Annotated in this window: 13 protein-coding genes; 6 read left to right on the forward strand and 7 right to left on the reverse strand. The window is 34.9% G+C overall.

The annotated features are described in order from the left end of the window. Positions 1 to 70: 70 nt before the first annotated feature. From ACZZZI_RS12645 to hemW, 4 genes are all read right to left on the reverse strand, one after another. Positions 71 to 856, reverse strand: a complete 786-nt coding sequence (locus ACZZZI_RS12645; protein ID WP_463489608.1) for a DUF3050 domain-containing protein — start codon at positions 854 to 856, stop codon at positions 71 to 73. 223 nt (positions 857 to 1079) lie between these two features. After that, positions 1080 to 1631, reverse strand: coding sequence for a fasciclin domain-containing protein (locus tag ACZZZI_RS12650; RefSeq protein WP_344766679.1), 552 nt, complete (start codon positions 1629 to 1631; stop codon positions 1080 to 1082). 349 nt (positions 1632 to 1980) lie between these two features. After that, positions 1981 to 2763, reverse strand: coding sequence for an SDR family oxidoreductase (locus ACZZZI_RS12655; RefSeq protein WP_463489609.1), 783 nt, complete (start codon positions 2761 to 2763; stop codon positions 1981 to 1983). An 82-nt stretch (positions 2764 to 2845) separates the two neighbouring features. Then, positions 2846 to 3973: a radical SAM family heme chaperone HemW gene (hemW, locus tag ACZZZI_RS12660; RefSeq protein WP_463489610.1), complete on the reverse strand. Its 1128-nt coding sequence runs from the start codon at positions 3971 to 3973 to the stop codon at positions 2846 to 2848. A 298-nt stretch (positions 3974 to 4271) separates the two neighbouring features. Between hemW and ACZZZI_RS12665 the strand changes: the two genes are divergently transcribed. From ACZZZI_RS12665 to porN, 6 genes are all read left to right on the forward strand, one after another. Next, a complete protein-coding gene (locus tag ACZZZI_RS12665; protein WP_463489611.1) occupies positions 4272 to 5048 on the forward strand; it encodes a DUF4271 domain-containing protein in 777 nt (258 codons plus the stop codon). Positions 5049 to 5061: 13 nt separating this feature from the next. Next, a complete protein-coding gene (locus ACZZZI_RS12670) occupies positions 5062 to 5832 on the forward strand; it encodes a uroporphyrinogen-III synthase (protein ID WP_316755882.1) in 771 nt (256 codons plus the stop codon). 225 nt (positions 5833 to 6057) lie between these two features. Next, complete coding sequence (gene porK, locus ACZZZI_RS12675; RefSeq protein WP_316755883.1) at positions 6058 to 7380, forward strand: T9SS ring complex lipoprotein PorK/GldK; 1323 nt, start codon at positions 6058 to 6060, stop codon at positions 7378 to 7380. Positions 7381 to 7428: 48 nt separating this feature from the next. Continuing rightward, entirely contained in the window at positions 7429 to 8235 is an 807-nt protein-coding gene (gene porL / locus ACZZZI_RS12680; RefSeq protein WP_316755885.1) for a type IX secretion system motor protein PorL/GldL, read from the forward strand. Between the two features lie 41 nt (positions 8236 to 8276). Continuing rightward, complete coding sequence (gene porM, locus ACZZZI_RS12685; protein WP_344766687.1) at positions 8277 to 9809, forward strand: type IX secretion system motor protein PorM/GldM; 1533 nt, start codon at positions 8277 to 8279, stop codon at positions 9807 to 9809. A gap of 7 nt (positions 9810 to 9816) precedes the next feature. Continuing rightward, the gene (gene porN / locus ACZZZI_RS12690) at positions 9817 to 10734 is read left to right on the forward strand and encodes a type IX secretion system ring subunit PorN/GldN (RefSeq protein ID WP_316755890.1); all 918 of its coding nucleotides are present in this window, start codon (positions 9817 to 9819) and stop codon (positions 10732 to 10734) included. A 78-nt stretch (positions 10735 to 10812) separates the two neighbouring features. On the opposite strand, the gene uvrC is transcribed toward porN, so the two are convergent. The 3 genes from uvrC to porW all read right to left on the reverse strand — a co-directional run bounded on the left by uvrC (position 10813) and on the right by porW (position 17703). Then, on the reverse strand, positions 10813 to 12618 hold the full coding sequence (gene uvrC, locus ACZZZI_RS12695) for an excinuclease ABC subunit UvrC (RefSeq protein WP_463489612.1): 1806 nt from the start codon (positions 12616 to 12618) through the stop codon (positions 10813 to 10815). 185 nt (positions 12619 to 12803) lie between these two features. Further along, positions 12804 to 15026 carry a transglycosylase domain-containing protein gene (locus ACZZZI_RS12700; RefSeq protein WP_316755893.1) on the reverse strand — a complete coding sequence of 741 codons (2223 nt, stop codon included), beginning with the start codon at positions 15024 to 15026 and terminating at the stop codon, positions 12804 to 12806. Between the two features lies 1 nt (position 15027). Continuing rightward, positions 15028 to 17703: a type IX secretion system periplasmic lipoprotein PorW/SprE gene (gene porW, locus ACZZZI_RS12705; protein ID WP_463489613.1), complete on the reverse strand. Its 2676-nt coding sequence runs from the start codon at positions 17701 to 17703 to the stop codon at positions 15028 to 15030. Positions 17704 to 17883: the final 180 nt, after the last annotated feature.

Genomic DNA, 17883 nt, shown 5'->3' on the forward strand with positions numbered 1-17883 from the left:
TATATACTAACCAGCAAATGTGACGAAAATCACGTAATTTAAAATTAGTAATTCCCTAACAATTTAATAACTAAGCTAAAACTTTATTTTTTACGATTTCTGCATAAGCAGCATCCCATAAATCAATACGCTTTTGCAAAGCAATTTTAGTGGTCGCTTCTGCTTCAGCCCAAAAAGTTTCATCTTTTTCACAAAGTTTTTCAGTCATAGATAGCGCCAAATGACTATGATGATCACCGTCCACTTCAATATGGCGTTCCAGGTAGTATTTAAAAATCGAAACCTTTTCTGGCTGCGAGCTATTTAAATCGTTAACCATGCTAAAAAACATATTCGGAATTAAATCTTCGCGGCCAAACGTAAAACTTGCAGCTTGTAGATGTATTTTTTCGCTGTTTATAGTATCGAAAGTAGATTTTACAAAATCTCTTGCAGCAGCAGGAACCTGAGCCAATTCGAAAGCCATGTCGAAGTCTCTTCCTTTTTGTAATGAAGTTAAAAAGTTACGGATTGGCTCTACCTTAGCTCCACATTGTACCATGGCATCCAAATATAATTCGAAATGGCTTTTAATATTTCCTTCTACATCTACATCGCTTTCCTCACCAGCAACAATTTCATTTATTAACTGGCGGGTTACTGCATCCCCAACAGGAAACCAAGGTAAAGTTGTACAAGTTAAATTTATTTGTAAAGCTTTTAAAAGCGACATAAAATCCCATACTGCATAAATATGGTGCTCCATAAAAATTTGTAAATCTTCTAGTTCACTAATTTCACCGTAAACTTTATGGTTAATTATCTGCTGCCTTAAAGGCTCAATATTCTCCTGAATTTTTTTAATGTTGGGATGCATTGTGCTTGTTTTTAAACGATTGAGCTTTAAGTGATACGATTTAATTATTCAAAATTCACTCAATTTACGTGCTGCAAAATTAAATACTAATAAGCAGCAATTTGTTCAAAATCTAAAACCTGAAAAACAACTGACAAATAAATGAGCAGCTGATTGATTTTTAACAAAAAAACGCTTCTACCGAAGTAGAAACGTTCTCATTACAGTTATAGGGATGTGAATATTATTTTGGCATTAAAACAGTATCTACTACATGAATTACACCATTTTTTTGGTTTACGTCAGCAATAGTAACTGTACTCATACCACCTTTTTCATCTTTTAAAACTAATTTTTTGCCTTCCATCCAAGCCCAAAGTTTTCCTCCTTCAACAGTTGTTAGTTCCGCTTTACCGCCACCAGCTTTAATTGCTTTAGCAATCGCTTTGCTATCCATTTTACCAGCAACAACATGGTAAGTTAAAATTTTAGTTAAAGTAGCTTTGTTTTCTGGTTTCACTAAAGTTTCAACAGTTCCAGCAGGCAACTTATCGAAAGCAGCATTAGTTGGTGCAAAAACGGTGAAAGGACCAGCACCTTTTAAAGTTTCTACTAAGCCTGCAGCTTTAACAGCAGCAACAAGTGTAGTATGATCTTTTGAATTTACAGCATTGTCTACAATGTCTTTAGTAGCATACATGGCTGCGCCACCAACCATCGGATTTTTTTGAGCGTAAACTTGACTTGTAAAGGCCATAGTTACAACGGCAATTGCAGATAGGATTAATTTTTTCATTATTTCTAATTTTTAAGTTTCTGTTATTTGATTCCATTTACGACGGTACACAGATGCTTGGATTTTAGAAATGAAAATAAATATGTAATCATCTGAAATTTAGGTGTTTAATTTTATTTGTAAAGGTGCTTCCGAAATTCTTTTGATAAGACAGTCCGCCTTTTCGCTATATCTTGTTCGTTAAAGTTTGTGTAAACATTTTAGTATAACTACCCAAAAAGTATATCGCTTAAATGGGGTTTATTTAACGCGGTTTCTTTGCAGTTCAGCCCGTTTTCTAAGCAAATCTTAAATAAAAAAGCCTGCAAAGTTTCCGATAACTTGCAGGCTTACATCAACAAAAAAATATTTAAGTAACCTTGGTCTTCCTAATTTTCTTTGAAAAATAATTCGGGAAGAAACGCTTCAAGAATATGGCTTTTGTTTCTTTTCCGCCAATATAAATTTCCTCTTTTTTAGCATTTATTGCAGTAATAATTTGATTTGCACATTCATCTGCACTCATTCCGTTTGCTTGCGCATCATCCATTATTCCTTGTTCTTTTCCGCTTGCGGTTAAAGCATTTATCGAAACATTTGTTTTAATAAAACCAGGACAAACAATTGTTATGGCTATATTTTTATCGTAAACTTCCGAACGAAGGGAATCGAAATAGCCGTGTAAGGCATGTTTAGATGCTGAATACGCAGAGCGTAATTTTGTACCAAATTTTCCGACTAAGCTACTTATTACAACAATCTGGCCACCACCATTTTTAATCATTATGGGTAAAACCGCTTTGCTTAAAGTAACAGTTCCCCAAAAATTGGTATTCATAATTTGCTGCTCTGTTTCTAAAGCTGTATCTAAAGCTAATGCTCTTTGGCTTACGCCACCAGAATTAATTAACAAGTCAATTTTTCCGAATATTTTAATGGCATCTTCAGCCTTACTTTTCAAAATTTCAGTTTCACTTAAATCGAAAGGCAAAACATGAACGTTGAAAGAATTTTGGCAATTTCCTTTTACTCTAAAAAGTTCATCTCGGTTACGTCCAGAGATAATTAATTTATCTCCAGCTTTAAAATATTTGTACACTAAAGCTTCGCCAATTCCCGATGAAGCTCCTGTAATCCATACAATTTTCGACATATATGCTTTTAATTATACAACGATTGAGTTTGTTATCCCTTCAGATTGCAAATTATTCAACCATTCAAAATTCAATAATTTGCTACTGTACTATAAACAATTCCGATGCAATGTGATCTGCAAAAAGTTTTCCGTTTTGACTTAGTTTAACTTTTTTGTCGTTAATAATCAGCCAGTCTTTATCTTCAAAACCGCGAAGATTATATAATGTTTCATCATAAAAATCTTTACCAAAATCACTATTAATTTTCGTTAAATCAATTCCCCAAATGGTTCTTAACGCAGTCATTACATATTCGTTAAACCTATCGTTTAAACTTAGCTCTTCAATAATTTCTGGCAGTTTATTACTGGCCAAAGTTTCTATGTATTGCGCATTATTCGCAGGGTTCATGTATCTGTTCTGACCATCAAAGCCGTGCGCTGATGGCCCAATTCCAATATAATTTACTCCTCTCCAATAATTTGTATTATGAGCCGCATAGCAACCCGGTTTAGCAAAATTAGAGATTTCGTAATGTTCAAAGCCTGCTCGATCGAGCTGCTCCATTAACATCACAAATTGGTTGGCGCTTTGGTTGTCATTTACTGGAGTTTGTTTTTTAGTCTTTATTGCGTGTGCCAATGCGGTTCTTGGCTCAACTGTTAGTGCATAAGCAGAAATATGCGAAATTTCCAAGGCTATAGCTTTTTCGATGTTACTCAACCATTTCGAATCAGTAAGCAATGGATAACCGTAAATTAAATCAAGCGTTAAATTTTCGAAACCAGCATCCTGACTTCTTCTAATGCAATCTTCGGCTTCGCTTGCATTGTGTGCTCTGTTCATCCAAGTCAAATCTTCGTTAAAAAAAGATTGAATGCCCACGCTAAACCTGTTAACTGGCAATTGTTTTAACTCTTTTAATTTTTGAGCAGTTAAATCATCAGGATTGGTTTCAATAGTGATTTCAGCATTTGAATCAACAGAAAAAGTATGATTTATCGTGTCGAAAATTTTTTGCAACGCAGCTTGCGATAGGATAGATGGTGTACCACCGCCAAGGTAAATACTTCCAACCTGACCCGTGACCCTATCTTTTTTCATGCTTATTTCCTTGCAAATACTTTCTACCATTTCATCCGCATATTTTAATGAGGTGCTGAAATGGAAATCGCAATAATGGCAAGCCTTTTTGCAGAATGGAACGTGGATGTAAATACCGGACATTGCTGCAAAGATACATGATATTCTAAATCCATTTATTTTCTTTAGGTAAACAATGATTATTCAATTACTTTTGCAACCTTAAGTTTTGATTTACAGCATGCCGAGATTAATTTTTATTCTTTTAGCTTTTTTATTGTCTGCAAATTTTGTTGCCGCACAACAAATTCCAGTACAAAGAGATAGCGCTGTTGTAAGTAAATTTCAATACAGAAGATATCGAGTTGATTCGGCAACATTAATTCGGCAACAATTTGTTACCGACTCTATTATTCGGCATACCTGGGTATTACCAGATAGTTTGATTAATAAAAGTGCGCTGTTAGATAGTGTTCAAAAAGAATATCTATCTCCTACATTAGATTTGTTGGCTTGGCAGAAAAAATATCACAATTATAAAAAGAAAGAAAACCCCTATCAGTTAGGCCGTTCAATACCTAAAGGTAATGTATGGTTGCTAGGTTTTATATTTATTATGCTTGTTGTTTTTGCAATTTTGAGAAATGCCTTTTCAAAGCAACTTTCTGCTATTGTTCAATCGTTTTTTAGCAATCGTATTTTAAATAATATCAATAAAGAAGATAACCTTTTTAGTTCCTGGCCATTCTTGCTTTTATTTATCCAATTCGGATTCATTTTAGGAATGTTTTTTTTCCTTGTTGCGCAGTATTACGATATGTATCAGGCCAAAGATGGCTTTAAATTTTTCTTTAGTATATCGATAATTATTATAATATTTTATGCGCTTAAACTTATCATTTTAAGGTTTTTAGGTTTTCTTTTTAATGTGCAAAGGCCTGTTAATGAGTATATTTCAATACTTTATTTAAGTTACTTTAACGCCTCGCTTTTATTTATCCCTTTAGTTGTAGCGTTTGCCTTGTCTCCATTAAAGTATGGGGTAATTTATATAGCAATTGCTGTTTTGCTTTTAGGTATCATTTTTGCGTTTCAGTTGCTTAGGGCTGGTATTACAATTCTTTCTAATAATAAGTTTTCTAGAATGCATTTATTTTTGTACTTTTGCGCCCTCGAAATATGTCCTATTTTAATACTAATTAAAACGATAGGATTGTAGCAGAAAAAGGAAAATGCAAGAAAAGAACGACTCTAGAATCCGTAAAGTAAAAAGTATTTTAGTTACCTTACCGAAACCTGAAACAGAAAAATCTCCATACTACGATTTAGCTAAAAAGCATAACCTTAAAGTTGATTTTAGATCATTTATTCACGTTGAAGGTGTGCCTGCCAGAGATTTCAGGAAGGATAAAATTAATTTAGCTGATTTTACGGCGGTTATTTTTACGAGTAGAAATGCGGCTGATCACTTCTTCAGAATATGTGAAGAAATGCGTTATGATGTTCCTGCTGAATTAAAATATTTCTGTCTTTCTGAAACGATAGCGTTATATCTTCAAAAATACATCCAATATCGTAAGCGTAAAATTTTCTTTGGAAAACAAACCGCTGCTGATTTGGCTGAGGTATTAAAAAAACATGCTAACGAGAAATTTTTATATCCTTGCTCTGATGTAGCTACAGAAGATACCATGAAATTCTTAGAAAAAAGCGGCTATGATTTTACACCTGCAGTTTTGTTTAGAACGGTAGTAAGTGATCTATCTGACCTTGCAGAAGTATTTTACGATGTAATTGCTTTCTTCAGTCCATCAAGTATTCAATCATTATTTAAAAATTTTCCTGACTTTAAACAAAATAATACTCGAATTGCGGCGTTTGGTGTTAATACCAGCAAGGCTGTAACCGATACGGGTTTGATTGTTGATATTGCTGCACCAACTCCAGGTGTGCCATCAATGACCATGGCTATAGAGAATTACATTAAAGTTTCTAATAAATAAAGATTCCCTCTAAATTTTTTTTCCTGATTTAACAATAAACTGCAACATTTTGAGTTATAGCAGAATAACTCAGCGTTTTGTAACGAAAATATTAGGTTTAAGTTGCTAAGAAAACATTCTTACACCCTAATAAAGGTGCTTTCGTGTAAAATTTTTGCTTTTGTTGTTTATTTAATTGAATTTTGATACAATTGCTAATTGTGTTTTGTACACTATAAAGGATATATGAAGAAAATCTACTTTCTAGCTATAATGGCTGTAACTGTATTACTTGCAAGCTGTGGCCATGGTGGTCAGGGCGAACTTGTTGGCTCTTACAACCGTAAGTTTAAAAACCATCGAATTCCACTAGGTATGGTTTACATTCCGCCAGGTCATACACCTATTGGAGGTTCTGATGAGGATATCACATTTTCGCAATCTGGACCAAGTAGAATGACAACAATAAGTGCATTCTTTATGGATCAAACAGAGATTTCAAATGCAGAATATCGTCAATTTACAAAATGGGTTCGCGATTCGATTGCAATTGTTATGATGGGAAATCCTCAACAATTCATGATGACTCAAAAAGGCGCTGCTGCAAATGCCGTTGGAGGCGAAAAATATATCGATTGGCGTAAAGTAGGTAATGGCTCTGCAATTTGGAATGGTAAGGGAAAAGGAGCAAATGCGGCAAATGCCAGTCAATTGGATAATATGTATTATTCTGGTTTAGATGCTTTACCAGGTAAAAAAGAAATTGATGTTCGTAAGTTGGAATACACCTATGGAATTTTAAACTTAGATAAAGCTGCTCTTGGACATAAAGATCCAAATAGCAAACGCCAGGATTATATAGACAGGTATACTATTGCTGTATATCCAGATACAATGGTTTGGAAAACAGATTATTCTTATTCTCAAAACGATCCAATGGTTCGTGGTTATTTCAACCACCCTTCTTATGATGATTACCCTGTAGTTGGCGTAAGCTGGGAGCAAACTCAGGCTTTCTCACACTGGCGTACACAGCTTTATCAAGGCGTGGCTTCAGCAAGAAAAATGCCTTTAAATGCTAGAATGGATTATGATTTACCTTCTGAAACACAGTTCGAATATGCTGCCAGAGGTGGAAATACTAAAACCAAATATCCTTGGGGTGGGCCGTATATTAGAAACACTAAAGGTTGTTTACAAGCTAACTTTAAGCCTGGGCGTGGAGATTATTCTAGCGATGGTGGTATCTACACTGTAGGTGTTAGATCTTATTTCCCTAATGATTATGGATTATATAACATGTCTGGCAACGTTGCCGAGTGGACTAAAACAGCTTACAACAAATCTGCTAATCCGTTGTTACATGATTTAAATCCGAATTTTACCTATGTGGCTGGTAAAGACGATAGCAAGTATTTAAAACGTAAAGTGGTTAAAGGTGGTTCATGGAAAGATACAGGCTATTTCCTTCAAAATGCAGTATCTACCTACGAATATCAAGACCAACAAAGATCTTACATCGGTTTCAGATGTGTTTCAGCATATCCTGGTACTGACTTAAGGAACTAAAAACAACCCAAAAAAAACTAAGAACTAAGAAAAAATTATTAAATTTTTATGGCAGCTAAAAAATCACCAAGCTGGTTGAACCCAGCAATTTCATTTGGAGCTAGTATTGTAATTATTGGAGCGTTATGCAAAATTCTACACATAGGTGGAATTCTGGGAAACTATGCAATTGGAATTGGATTAGGTGTTGAAGCTATTTTATTTGCTTTAACAGGGTTTTTTCCGCCTGAACCTGAACCAGCATGGGAAAGAGTGTATCCTGAGTTAAGACAAGATTTTAAAGGTGAATTACCAACGGCTACAGTTAGATCATCTGGAGCAGTATCATCTGGAAATACAGCAGCTCTAGATAAAATGTTATCTGATGCAAAAGTAGGACCTGAATTAATTGAAAGCTTAGGCGCTGGTTTACGTACTTTTGGCGATAAAGTTGCAACAATTTCTAATGTTGCAGATGCAGCTACAGCAACAAATGAATTTACAGGAAAAGTTAAAACAGCTTCGGCTGGATTTGATAGTTTGAGCTCTTCATTCGAAAAAGCAACAGCTAATTTAAAAGCAATGGGCGATAGTAATGTAGATTCTCAGGCTTATCACGATCAGGTAAATAACTTAGCTAAAAACCTATCTGCATTAAACGCTGTGTACGAATTAGAATTGCAAGATTCTTCTGCACATTTAAAATCGATGAATAAGTTCTATTCAAACTTATCACTTACCATGCAAAACTTTAACGAATCGATGGAAGATTCTAAACAGTTTAAGGAAGAAGTGAATAAGTTAGCTAAAAACTTATCGTCACTTAATGCAATTTACGGTAATATGTTGTCGGCTATGAATAGCCCACGTGTATAATTTATTTAGTTTTTAATCTAAAAAAGAAAGCTACATAAAACATGGCAGGCGGAAAAGAAACAACAAGACAGCGGATGATTAATATCATGTATTTGGTATTATTAGCCATGCTGGCTTTAAACGTATCAGATACAGTATTAAATGCTTTTAAAAACATTAACGATAGTTTGGCTACATCCAGAGATAATGTAAATGGAAGTATAGAGCAACTTTTCTCTTCTTTTGAAAATTCTAAGTTAAAAGAAGAACCAGCACGTGCTCAGCCTATTTACGATAGAGCTAAACAAGCAAAAGCAGCTGCGGATGAGCTTAACAATTTTATAGAAGGTATTAAAAAACAATTTACTGAAGCTGGAGATGGTGTTGATACTGTAACTGGAGATTTAAGACGCAGAGAAAACATGGATATCGCACAAGGTATCATGATTAATCAAGGACAAGGAGATAAGTTAAGAGCTAAAATACAAGCAACTCGCGAAAAACTAATTTCATTACTTGATCCTGCTGATCGATCAAGTGCTGCTTTTTCTTTAGAGGCAAATAATCCTAAAAAAGGAAAAGGAAATTGGGTTGAGGTTAACTTTGGTGAGGGTACGCCTTTAACGGCTGCGATGACTAATTTAACTAAAATTCAGGCTGATACAAAAAATGCAGAAGCTGAAGTTGTTAAAAAAATATTTGGAAACATGGATAAAGCCGTTGTTAACATCGATAAGTTTGCTGCCGTAGCAGTTGCACCTACATCTTATGTTATACAAGGTCAGCCATATACAGCCGAAGTATTTTTAACCGCAAGTGATTCTCGCTCAAACCCTGATATTTCTGTTGGTGGAGGTAAATTATCAGTTAAAGAAGGCAAAGGAACTTATACTGGTGGCACAGGTAGCGTGGGTGTATTCAAATGGGTTGGTACAATTCGCATTCGTCAAACCGACGGACAAGTTAAAGAGTACAGAACTCCAGAACAAACCTATCAGGTAGCAAAACCTTCTGCTAGTGTTTCGTCAGATAAAATGAATGTAATTTATGCAGGTATTCCTAATCCATTCTCGGTTTCTGCGGCAGGTTTTCCTTTAGAAAGTGTAAATGCAAGTGCATCAGGAGCATCGATGAGTAAGGTTGGTGCTGGTAAATATAGTGTTGTTGCTAGTGGTTCGCAGGTCGGCCAAGAAGTTACTGTAAGTGTAACTGCAAGCAATGCTGGTAAATCAGTTAGTTTGGGTGCACAGAAATTCAGAGTAAAAGCAATTCCCGCTCCAATTGCTAAAGTTGGTGGCAGAATTGGCGGCGATGTCTCTTCTGTACAATTAAAAAGCGAAACAGAAATTGAAGCAGATTTAGATGATTTTCCTTTTGATGTAAGCTTTAAAATATTAAGATATAAAATAACGGTAATTAAACCACGTTCTGAAGCGGTAACCATCTCAGGTAGCGGTGGTAGCTTTACTGGTGCTGTAAGAGGTGCAATGAATGCAATAACACCAGGATCGAAAGTGTTTTTTGATGATATTGTATCTCAAGGACCCGATGGACGTCAAAGAATTTTGCCTTCGGTTTCGTTCAATGTTAAATAAAAGAAAGATGAAAAGGATTTTAAGCATTGCTGTTTTAGTTTTATCAAGTGGGTTTGTATTTGCACAAACACCAATAAAGAAAAAAACTACAACAACGCCAGTAAAAACACAGCCAGTTTCAGCTGCTCCAAATACTGAGCCTGTTGCTGCAAAATTAACACCTAAAAAAAAACTAAAGGTACCACCTAAGGATGGTTTTTATGCCCGTAAGGATATAGACAGTACAGAAATGGTTCCCTTTGCTGATGTACGTGAAGAAGATGTTTTTTTTGCAAAACGTATTTGGCGTGAAATTGATTTACGTGATACGGTTAACTCTGTTTTAAAATCGCCAAAATCACGCCTTATTGATGTTATGATTGCATCTATAAAAAGTGAAGAATTAACGGCTTACGCACCTATTGATAGTGTTTTAAACGAGGATGATGCTTTTCATACACCACTAAGTGCCGATTCGGCTGCAAGAGGCGCTTTAGGAACATCAGAGGTTTCTAACAACAAAACAGGTACGGTAACTACAGTTGTAAATGATTTCAATCCTGAGTCGTTTTTAAAATTCAGAATTAAAGAAGATTGGATTTTTGATACTAAACGTAGTATTTTCGAACCTCGTATTGTAGGTATTGCCCCTTTAAAGTACAATGAGATATCAAAAAACTGGCAACCAGTATTTTGGATTAGCTATGACGAATTAAGACCAATTATTGCTCACAAGAGGTTAATTAATGTAAATAATGATGCATCTACCTTAAGCTTCGATGATTTCTTTATCAGAAGGTTATTTAGTAGTTATATCGTTAAAGAGTCTAATCCTGGGGATAATAAATTACGAGACATTATTTCTGATCCAAGAGAAAGATTAATGGAATCTGAAAGAATTAAAAAATCTGTTCTTGATTACGAACAAGGACTTTGGGAATACTAAAAACAAAAAGGCTTCGATATTATCGAAGCCTTTTTGTTTTATCTAAAAAATTACTTTTCGAATGAATTGGGATTAATTTTAATCTAAGCTTTTAAAATACTCTAGTAAAGTAATAACCTGTTTTTTATTTAAAACATCAGTAAGTTCTTTTTCTGTAGCTTCTCTAATTTTTTTAACCGATTTAAACTGAGTAAGTAATTTGTCAGCTGTTGTTTTTCCGATACCTGGAATTTGTTCCAGTTCGGTTTTCAAAGTCCCTTGATCACGTTTTTTTCTGTGAAAAGTAATCCCGAAACGGTGGGCCTCATCACGTAACTGCTGAATCACTTTCAGTGTTTCTGATTTCTTATCTAAATAAAGTGGATAAGAATCTCCAGGGTAAAACAACTCTTCCAATCTTTTGGCGATACCAATAACAGTTACCTTATTCTCAATACCCAAAAGTTTTAAACTCTTCACAGCCGACGATAACTGGCCTTTTCCGCCATCAATTATGATAAGTTGAGGTAATGGGGTGTTTTCGTCTAACATGCGCCTGTATCGTCGGAACACAGCCTCTTCCATTGTGGCGAAATCGTTGGGACCTTCAACCGTTTTAACATTAAAGTGCCGATAGTCCTTTTTAGATGGTTTTGCATCTTTAAAAACTACAATTGCCGAAACTGGATATTTTCCTTGAAAATTCGAGTTATCAAAACATTCAATATGTTGAGGTAATTGCGTTAACCGCAAATCCTTTTGCATAGTAGTTAAAATTCGATCGGTACGTAAATCAGGATTTAATTTTTCGTACTGGTTTAACTTTTCTTTTTTGAAGAACAGAACGTTTTTTTGCGAAAGTTCTAAAAGCTTTTTCTTCTCACCAAGTTTTGGAACAGTAAAACGCAAACTCTCATCTTCTAACGATGGCTCAAAAGGAACAATAATTTCTTTAGAAGTGCTGCTGAATTTTGTTCTAAAATCCAACATCGCCGAAGTTAAAATCTCATCATCACTTTCATCAAGTTGTTTTTTAACTTCAATGGTTTGGGTTTGAATAATTGTTCCGTTCATTACCTTCAGGTAATTTACAAAAGCGTAACGCTCGTCAGAAGCAATGCTAACCACGTCTACATTCGTTATTGCACTATTAACAACCGTCGATTTGCTCTGGTATTTTTCCAGAACCTGCAACCTTCTCGAATATTGATGAGCAAGTTCGAAATTCAGTTCTTCTGAAGCCGATTTAATTACGTTTTTAACCTCACGGATAACATTGCCGATTTTACCATTTAAAATCTCCTTTATTTCGCCAATATTTTTATCGTAGTCGCTTTCTGTTTGATAAGCCTGACAAGGACCTTTGCAATTACCTATTTGATACTCCAAGCAAACTTTAAATTTCCCTTCAGCGATGTTTTTATCGTTTAGAGGCAAACTGCAGGTTCGTAAAGTGTAAGTTTCCTTAATTAAATCTAAAATGGTATGCATCATCCCAATCGAACCATAAGGCCCAAAATAAGTCGAACCATCTTTTATAACTTTCCTTGTCCAGTAAATACGCGGAAAGTTTTCATTTTTAACAATAATCCAAGGATATGTTTTATCATCCTTTAAGTTAATATTAAACTTTGGTTGGTGCTTTTTAATTAAACTGTTTTCCAGTAACCAGGCATCAATTTCGGTATCAACAATTGTAAAAGTAATCTTTCTAATTCTAGAAACTAAAACCCTTGTTTTGCCGTTAAACTGGCTCCTATCGCTATTAAAATAAGAACCAACCCGATTGCGTAAATCTTTCGCCTTACCAATATACATCAGCTTACCATCAGCATCCCAATATTGGTAAACACCTGGTTTATGCGGAATTGCCGTTAAGGCTGTTTTATGGTCGAAACTGCTCATTATTACAAAAATAAGATTAGTAAGGAAATTTGCCTTTACAAAAAGATGTATTTATTTTGATTAAGATAATTTGGGCGTGCCCCAATCCCGAGAAAAACGGGAAAGGGTCAAGCTATCCGTTACAAGTCCGCACCTGATGAAAAATCAGGTTTGCGGGCTTTCCACTTCTATCCCTCACGCAAAAACTAAAAGCCCAACTTTTCGTCTAGTTCGGTTGTGCCTTCTTCTTGTTTTTGATATTGATTACAATCGTACACAATTGAAACACCAGATTTAGGTGCTTCAAAGTCTGCACGACTAATTTTTAATCCTGGATTTGCATAAACTTTTTTGATAAAACCAGCAAAAATGGGTAAAGCTGTATTTGCACCCTCACCATCTCTGGTACTAATAAAATGAAACGCTCGGTCTTCACAACCCGTCCAAATTCCAGTAACCAATTGAGGTGTTATCGCCATAAACCAACCATCAGAGTTGTTTTGTGTTGTACCTGTTTTTCCACCTATTGGTGCATTAACACCATATTTATAATTTAGTCTTGCACCTGTTCCGCCTGTAACTACACCTTTAAGCATACGAGTCATCACATAAGCTACTTCTTCACTCATTACAGGTTTAGGGATTGGTTTTTGCGAGAATAAAACAACTCCATTTTTATCTTCAATTCTTAATAAATATACTGGTTGTGTGTAAATTCCTTTGTTAGCAAAAGCACCGTAAGCACCAACCATATTGTAAACCGAAGCATCAAACGATCCTAAACAAATAGATGGATATGGTGGAACGTTTGGAATACCCATTTTAGTAGCCAAATTAGCTACAGCCACAGGACCAACTTGTTTCATAAGGTACGCAGTAACGTAATTTTGAGAGTAAGCTAAAGCTTTTTGCAATGTTATTGAACCAGCAAGTGGGGTACCAGAAGATCTTGGTGTGTAAGGATCGCCGTAGCCTTCTATTGTAACAGGTACGTTTGGCACGGTTAGGCATGGAGAAAAACCATTTTCGATACCAACCGCATAGGTAAATGGTTTTGCTGTCGAACCAACCTGACGAGTTCCCATTTTAACTTGGTCATATTTGAAATGTTCGTAATTAATGCCTCCAACCCAGGCTTTAACATAACCATTTGTTGGGTCCATAGTCATCATGGCATTACGTAAAAGCATTTTGTAATATCGAACCGAATCAATTGGTTTCATTGTTGTATCAACATTTCCTTTCCACGTAAAAATGGTTAGATCTGTTGGGGTATTAAATTCTTTTTTTATCTCTTCATCCGTTTTGCCATCTAATTTTGCGGCTTTGTAACGGTCAGAGCGCTTAACACCCTGATCAACTTGTAAAGCTTTATCCTTGAAAGGATTTCTGCCTTTCCAGCTGTTTATAAACTGAGCCTGAAGCACTTTCATATATTCTTTTTGGGCTGCTTCGGCATATTCCTGCATTTCGTAATTAATGGTGGTGTAAACCTTTAACCCGTCTCGATCTAAATCATAAGCGGTTCCATCAGGTTTTGTAATACCTTGATCTTCAAAAATACTTTTGATATCATTTTTTAAAACAGATCTGAAATATGGTGCAATTCCATCGTTGACGGTTGCGGCATTGAAATGTAGATTAAGCGGGGTGGCTTGTTCTTCTTCAAATTGCTGTGGAGTTAAAAAATTAGATTTTACCATCATGGCCATCACAGTATTTCTTCTACTTCTCGAACGCTCTGGGTTACGGGTTGGCGAATACATGGTAATTCCTTTTTGCATACCAACCAATGTTGCCGCCTGTGGTACGGTTAATTTATCAGGGCTTGTGTTAAAATAAACTCTTGCTGCCGATTTAATTCCGTAAGCCTGGTTACCAAAATCTACCGTATTTAAATACATGGTGATAATTTCTTCTTTGGTATAATTTCTTTCCAGTTTAACGGCAACAACCCATTCTTTAAACTTTTGCATTACACGCTTAAAGAAATTTCTTTGTCTGCCTTCTTCTGAAAACAGGTTTAATGCCAATTGTTGGGTGATGGTACTGCCACCTTGTTTTTTACCAATTAAATTGTAGCCAATAATGGTAAAAGTACGTTGGAAATCAATTCCAGAGTGCTCTTTAAAACGGGTATCTTCGGTTGCAATTAATCCATTAATTACATTAGGCGAAATATCCTTATAGGTAACATTCGAACGATTTTGAACAAAATAGGTTCCTAATGTGCGGCCATCTTCAGCAATAATTTCTGAAGCCTGATTACTTTTAGGGTGTTCAATATCTCTGAAGGAGGGTAAACTGCCAAAAAGGCCAAATCCCATCATAGAAATAAAAATTGCAAATAACGCAATACCGCCAATTACAATTTTCCAAATTCTAAAGTTATATCTTTTAATATCTGCCGCTGTAAGGGATTTATTCATTTTAATAATTGTTTTTGTAAAACTCCAGATATTCGTTAATACGAGTTCTATCTGTTATTTTTTCGAAATTTTCTTTACTGATTATGAAGCTTTTATATTTGTTTGCAGGCACTTTCATAATGTTTTTAAGCTGCCCTTTAATACTTTCTTCGTATATTTTTGCATCTTCCATATCAACGAAACTGGTTACATAAATTAGTTGGTCGTTATCTAACTCTACCAATTTATGGGCCAAATCGTTATCAGGATAGTTTCCTCTATTAAACTGACCGATACCGAATCTGGAAGAGCTCAAAGTTAAGGAAGCATCTTCAACATCTACAACGTAATAGTAAGTATTTGATGTTGCATTACTGAAAATGCTTGCTGGTTTACCCGTTTCTGTTTTAATCTCAACTGGTTTTTCAGCAGGCTTCTCAATAGGTTTTGCTGCGTTTTCGGCTGGTTTGGTTACCGTTGCTGCATTAATATTTTCAATTGGTTTTGGCTTAACATCAGCAGGTATAGCCTGATTAGCAAACCGAGGTTCAGTAGAATCGAAATCTATTAAAGCCACACGACGTTGTTTAAATTCTTCTAAGTTAGCCTCGATATATTTTAAATGATCTTTAACCAGAGGTGTGATAATTAAATCGTTTGGATAAAGTGTTGTAATACTATTCAATTCGATTAGCAAGGGATCAACCTTTGAAGTCCTTCCGATAGCAATCGCTTTCAGGTAAGCATACTGTGCTGCCAAATCATTGTTTGGATAGGCAGCAATATTTTCATTCGATTGCTTAACAACCATTCCATAATCTTTTTTTGCATAAGCCTCGAAAACTTTATTATAGTTCTGATTTATAATGTTTTCCAGTTCATCCTGCTTTGCAGAATAAGAAGGATCGATAATCGTTTTTGCAAAATTAGATTCTGGGAATTTAGTTAATACCAGTTGCCTGTATTCGTTAGCCTTTCCCTCTTCGATACCTTTATAATTTAAATACAGGCTGTAATAAATCGCTACCAGATGATTGTTCTCTGGAAAACGCTTAAGAAGTTCTAAATAAACTTTATTTGCCTCCGCTTTATCGTTTAGTTCTTGCTGATAAAAACTTGCTATTTCGAAGTAGGCATCAATAATTTTTTGGTTTGATAAGGTAACTAATTCAGCTGTAACAGGCAAAGCATCAGCATATTGTTTTTCTAGTAATGATTGATCTGCTGTAGTTTGTGCATTTGGATCTGTAGTAGATGAAAGTCCAGGGGATGTTTTTCCAGCTAAAATTTGATTATTTTCTTGTGCCGATGAACGAACACTTTGACGCCAGTTATCTTCCAACTGCCTGTTGCCCCAGCGTTTTTTAAAATCGTTAAAGCCGTTACTTATCGCTGCATTATTATTAAAATAAAAAACATTTCCAGTGTTATTTGTGGGGTTTGCATTTAACGTTGGATTTAAAAACGTAGCGTTGTCAAGAGATTGATTTCCTGTTGAAGCAGGATTTGAAACTTCGACCTTTGATTTTAAGAGATTTTTAATTTTATCTACTCTTTGATCTTGAGGTAGTTTAGCAATTGCCTGTAAGGTATCTTCTTTAGCTATGATTGTATACCTATCAGAAAGGTATTGCAGGTTTTCGGCCTTTTTAACAATACTTTCATAATCAGGGAAATTTTTAGGTAAAATGGTAACTGTACTATCGTAATAGAGTTTTGCTTTGATGTAATTTTTAAATTCTTTAAAATTTAAATCTGCAATTCTTAGATAAGAAAGTGCCTTTTGGTTTTGATTACGGGTACTTTGCTGAATTGATTTTTTATAACTTTCTTCTGCTTGATCAAATTTGCCCTCTGTGTTATAAAGTTCGCCAACTTTATAATAAATCTGATCTTTGTAATCGAAATTCTTATCATCCTTTAACAAAGCCAGTAAAGCTTTATCTTCATTTACTTTGTAGCCACTTATTAAAGCTTTTAACTTTATACGCTCTAAATTGGCATGAAAATACATTTCAAAAGGAGCATTACTGTTTTCAACCTTAGTAAAATTGATGAAAGCATTTTGTAAATCATTTTCCTTTTCCTGTAATTGAGCAAGTATATATTGCCAGCGAATTCTTAGCTGTTTCTCGTCAGCATTTCTAATGGCAGCTTCTAATAATAATATTGCCTCTTTATAGCGTTTTTGATAAATACGCATTTGCGCCGTTGTAGCCAATGGTTCTGCCAAATCTTTTTTCAGCTGATCGGAGGCACGTAACATGGTATCCAAAATCTTATCGGCAAAAATCATATTATTTAGCTGCATTTGGCTTTTTGCTTTCCAGTTTAGGGCTAAAATGAAAGTTTTTAAATTATTACCAAAGGTTTTTGCCGTGTAATCAAAGTATTCTGACGAGATAAAATAGTTGCCTTTTAAATAGTTGGCTTTACCCAAAAGCATGTAAGAATCATCGATGTAATTGCTGAAACTTTTATCGTTGATGATGGTTTGTCCTTTAAAAATAACATCATCTAAAGATTTATTGGCTACACCAGGTGTTAGTGTTAAATTTATCTGAGGTTCTGGATCTAAATAGACGGGTAAAATTTTATCGTAATTATCGGAATAAGTTTGTATTAAACCCTCATTATATTCGGTAAGTAAGACATTAGAGTTATAGATATAGTTATACCTTGCCGTTAAGTTTTGCATCTTACGGCTTATGGCAGTATCTTTATTAGCTACACAGCCGTAGATAAAAAGTAGGCTGAAAAGAAAAAGGAAGGGAGAAAAGGTTTTGTTTGTATGTTTTTTCAAGTATAAATAATCGCGTTAGTGATATACAGTAAACAAAATTTAGTTAAAATTATTTCATCTTGAAACAAATTTTAA

The sequence above is a fragment of the Pedobacter sp. AC190 genome (genome assembly GCF_979258025.1).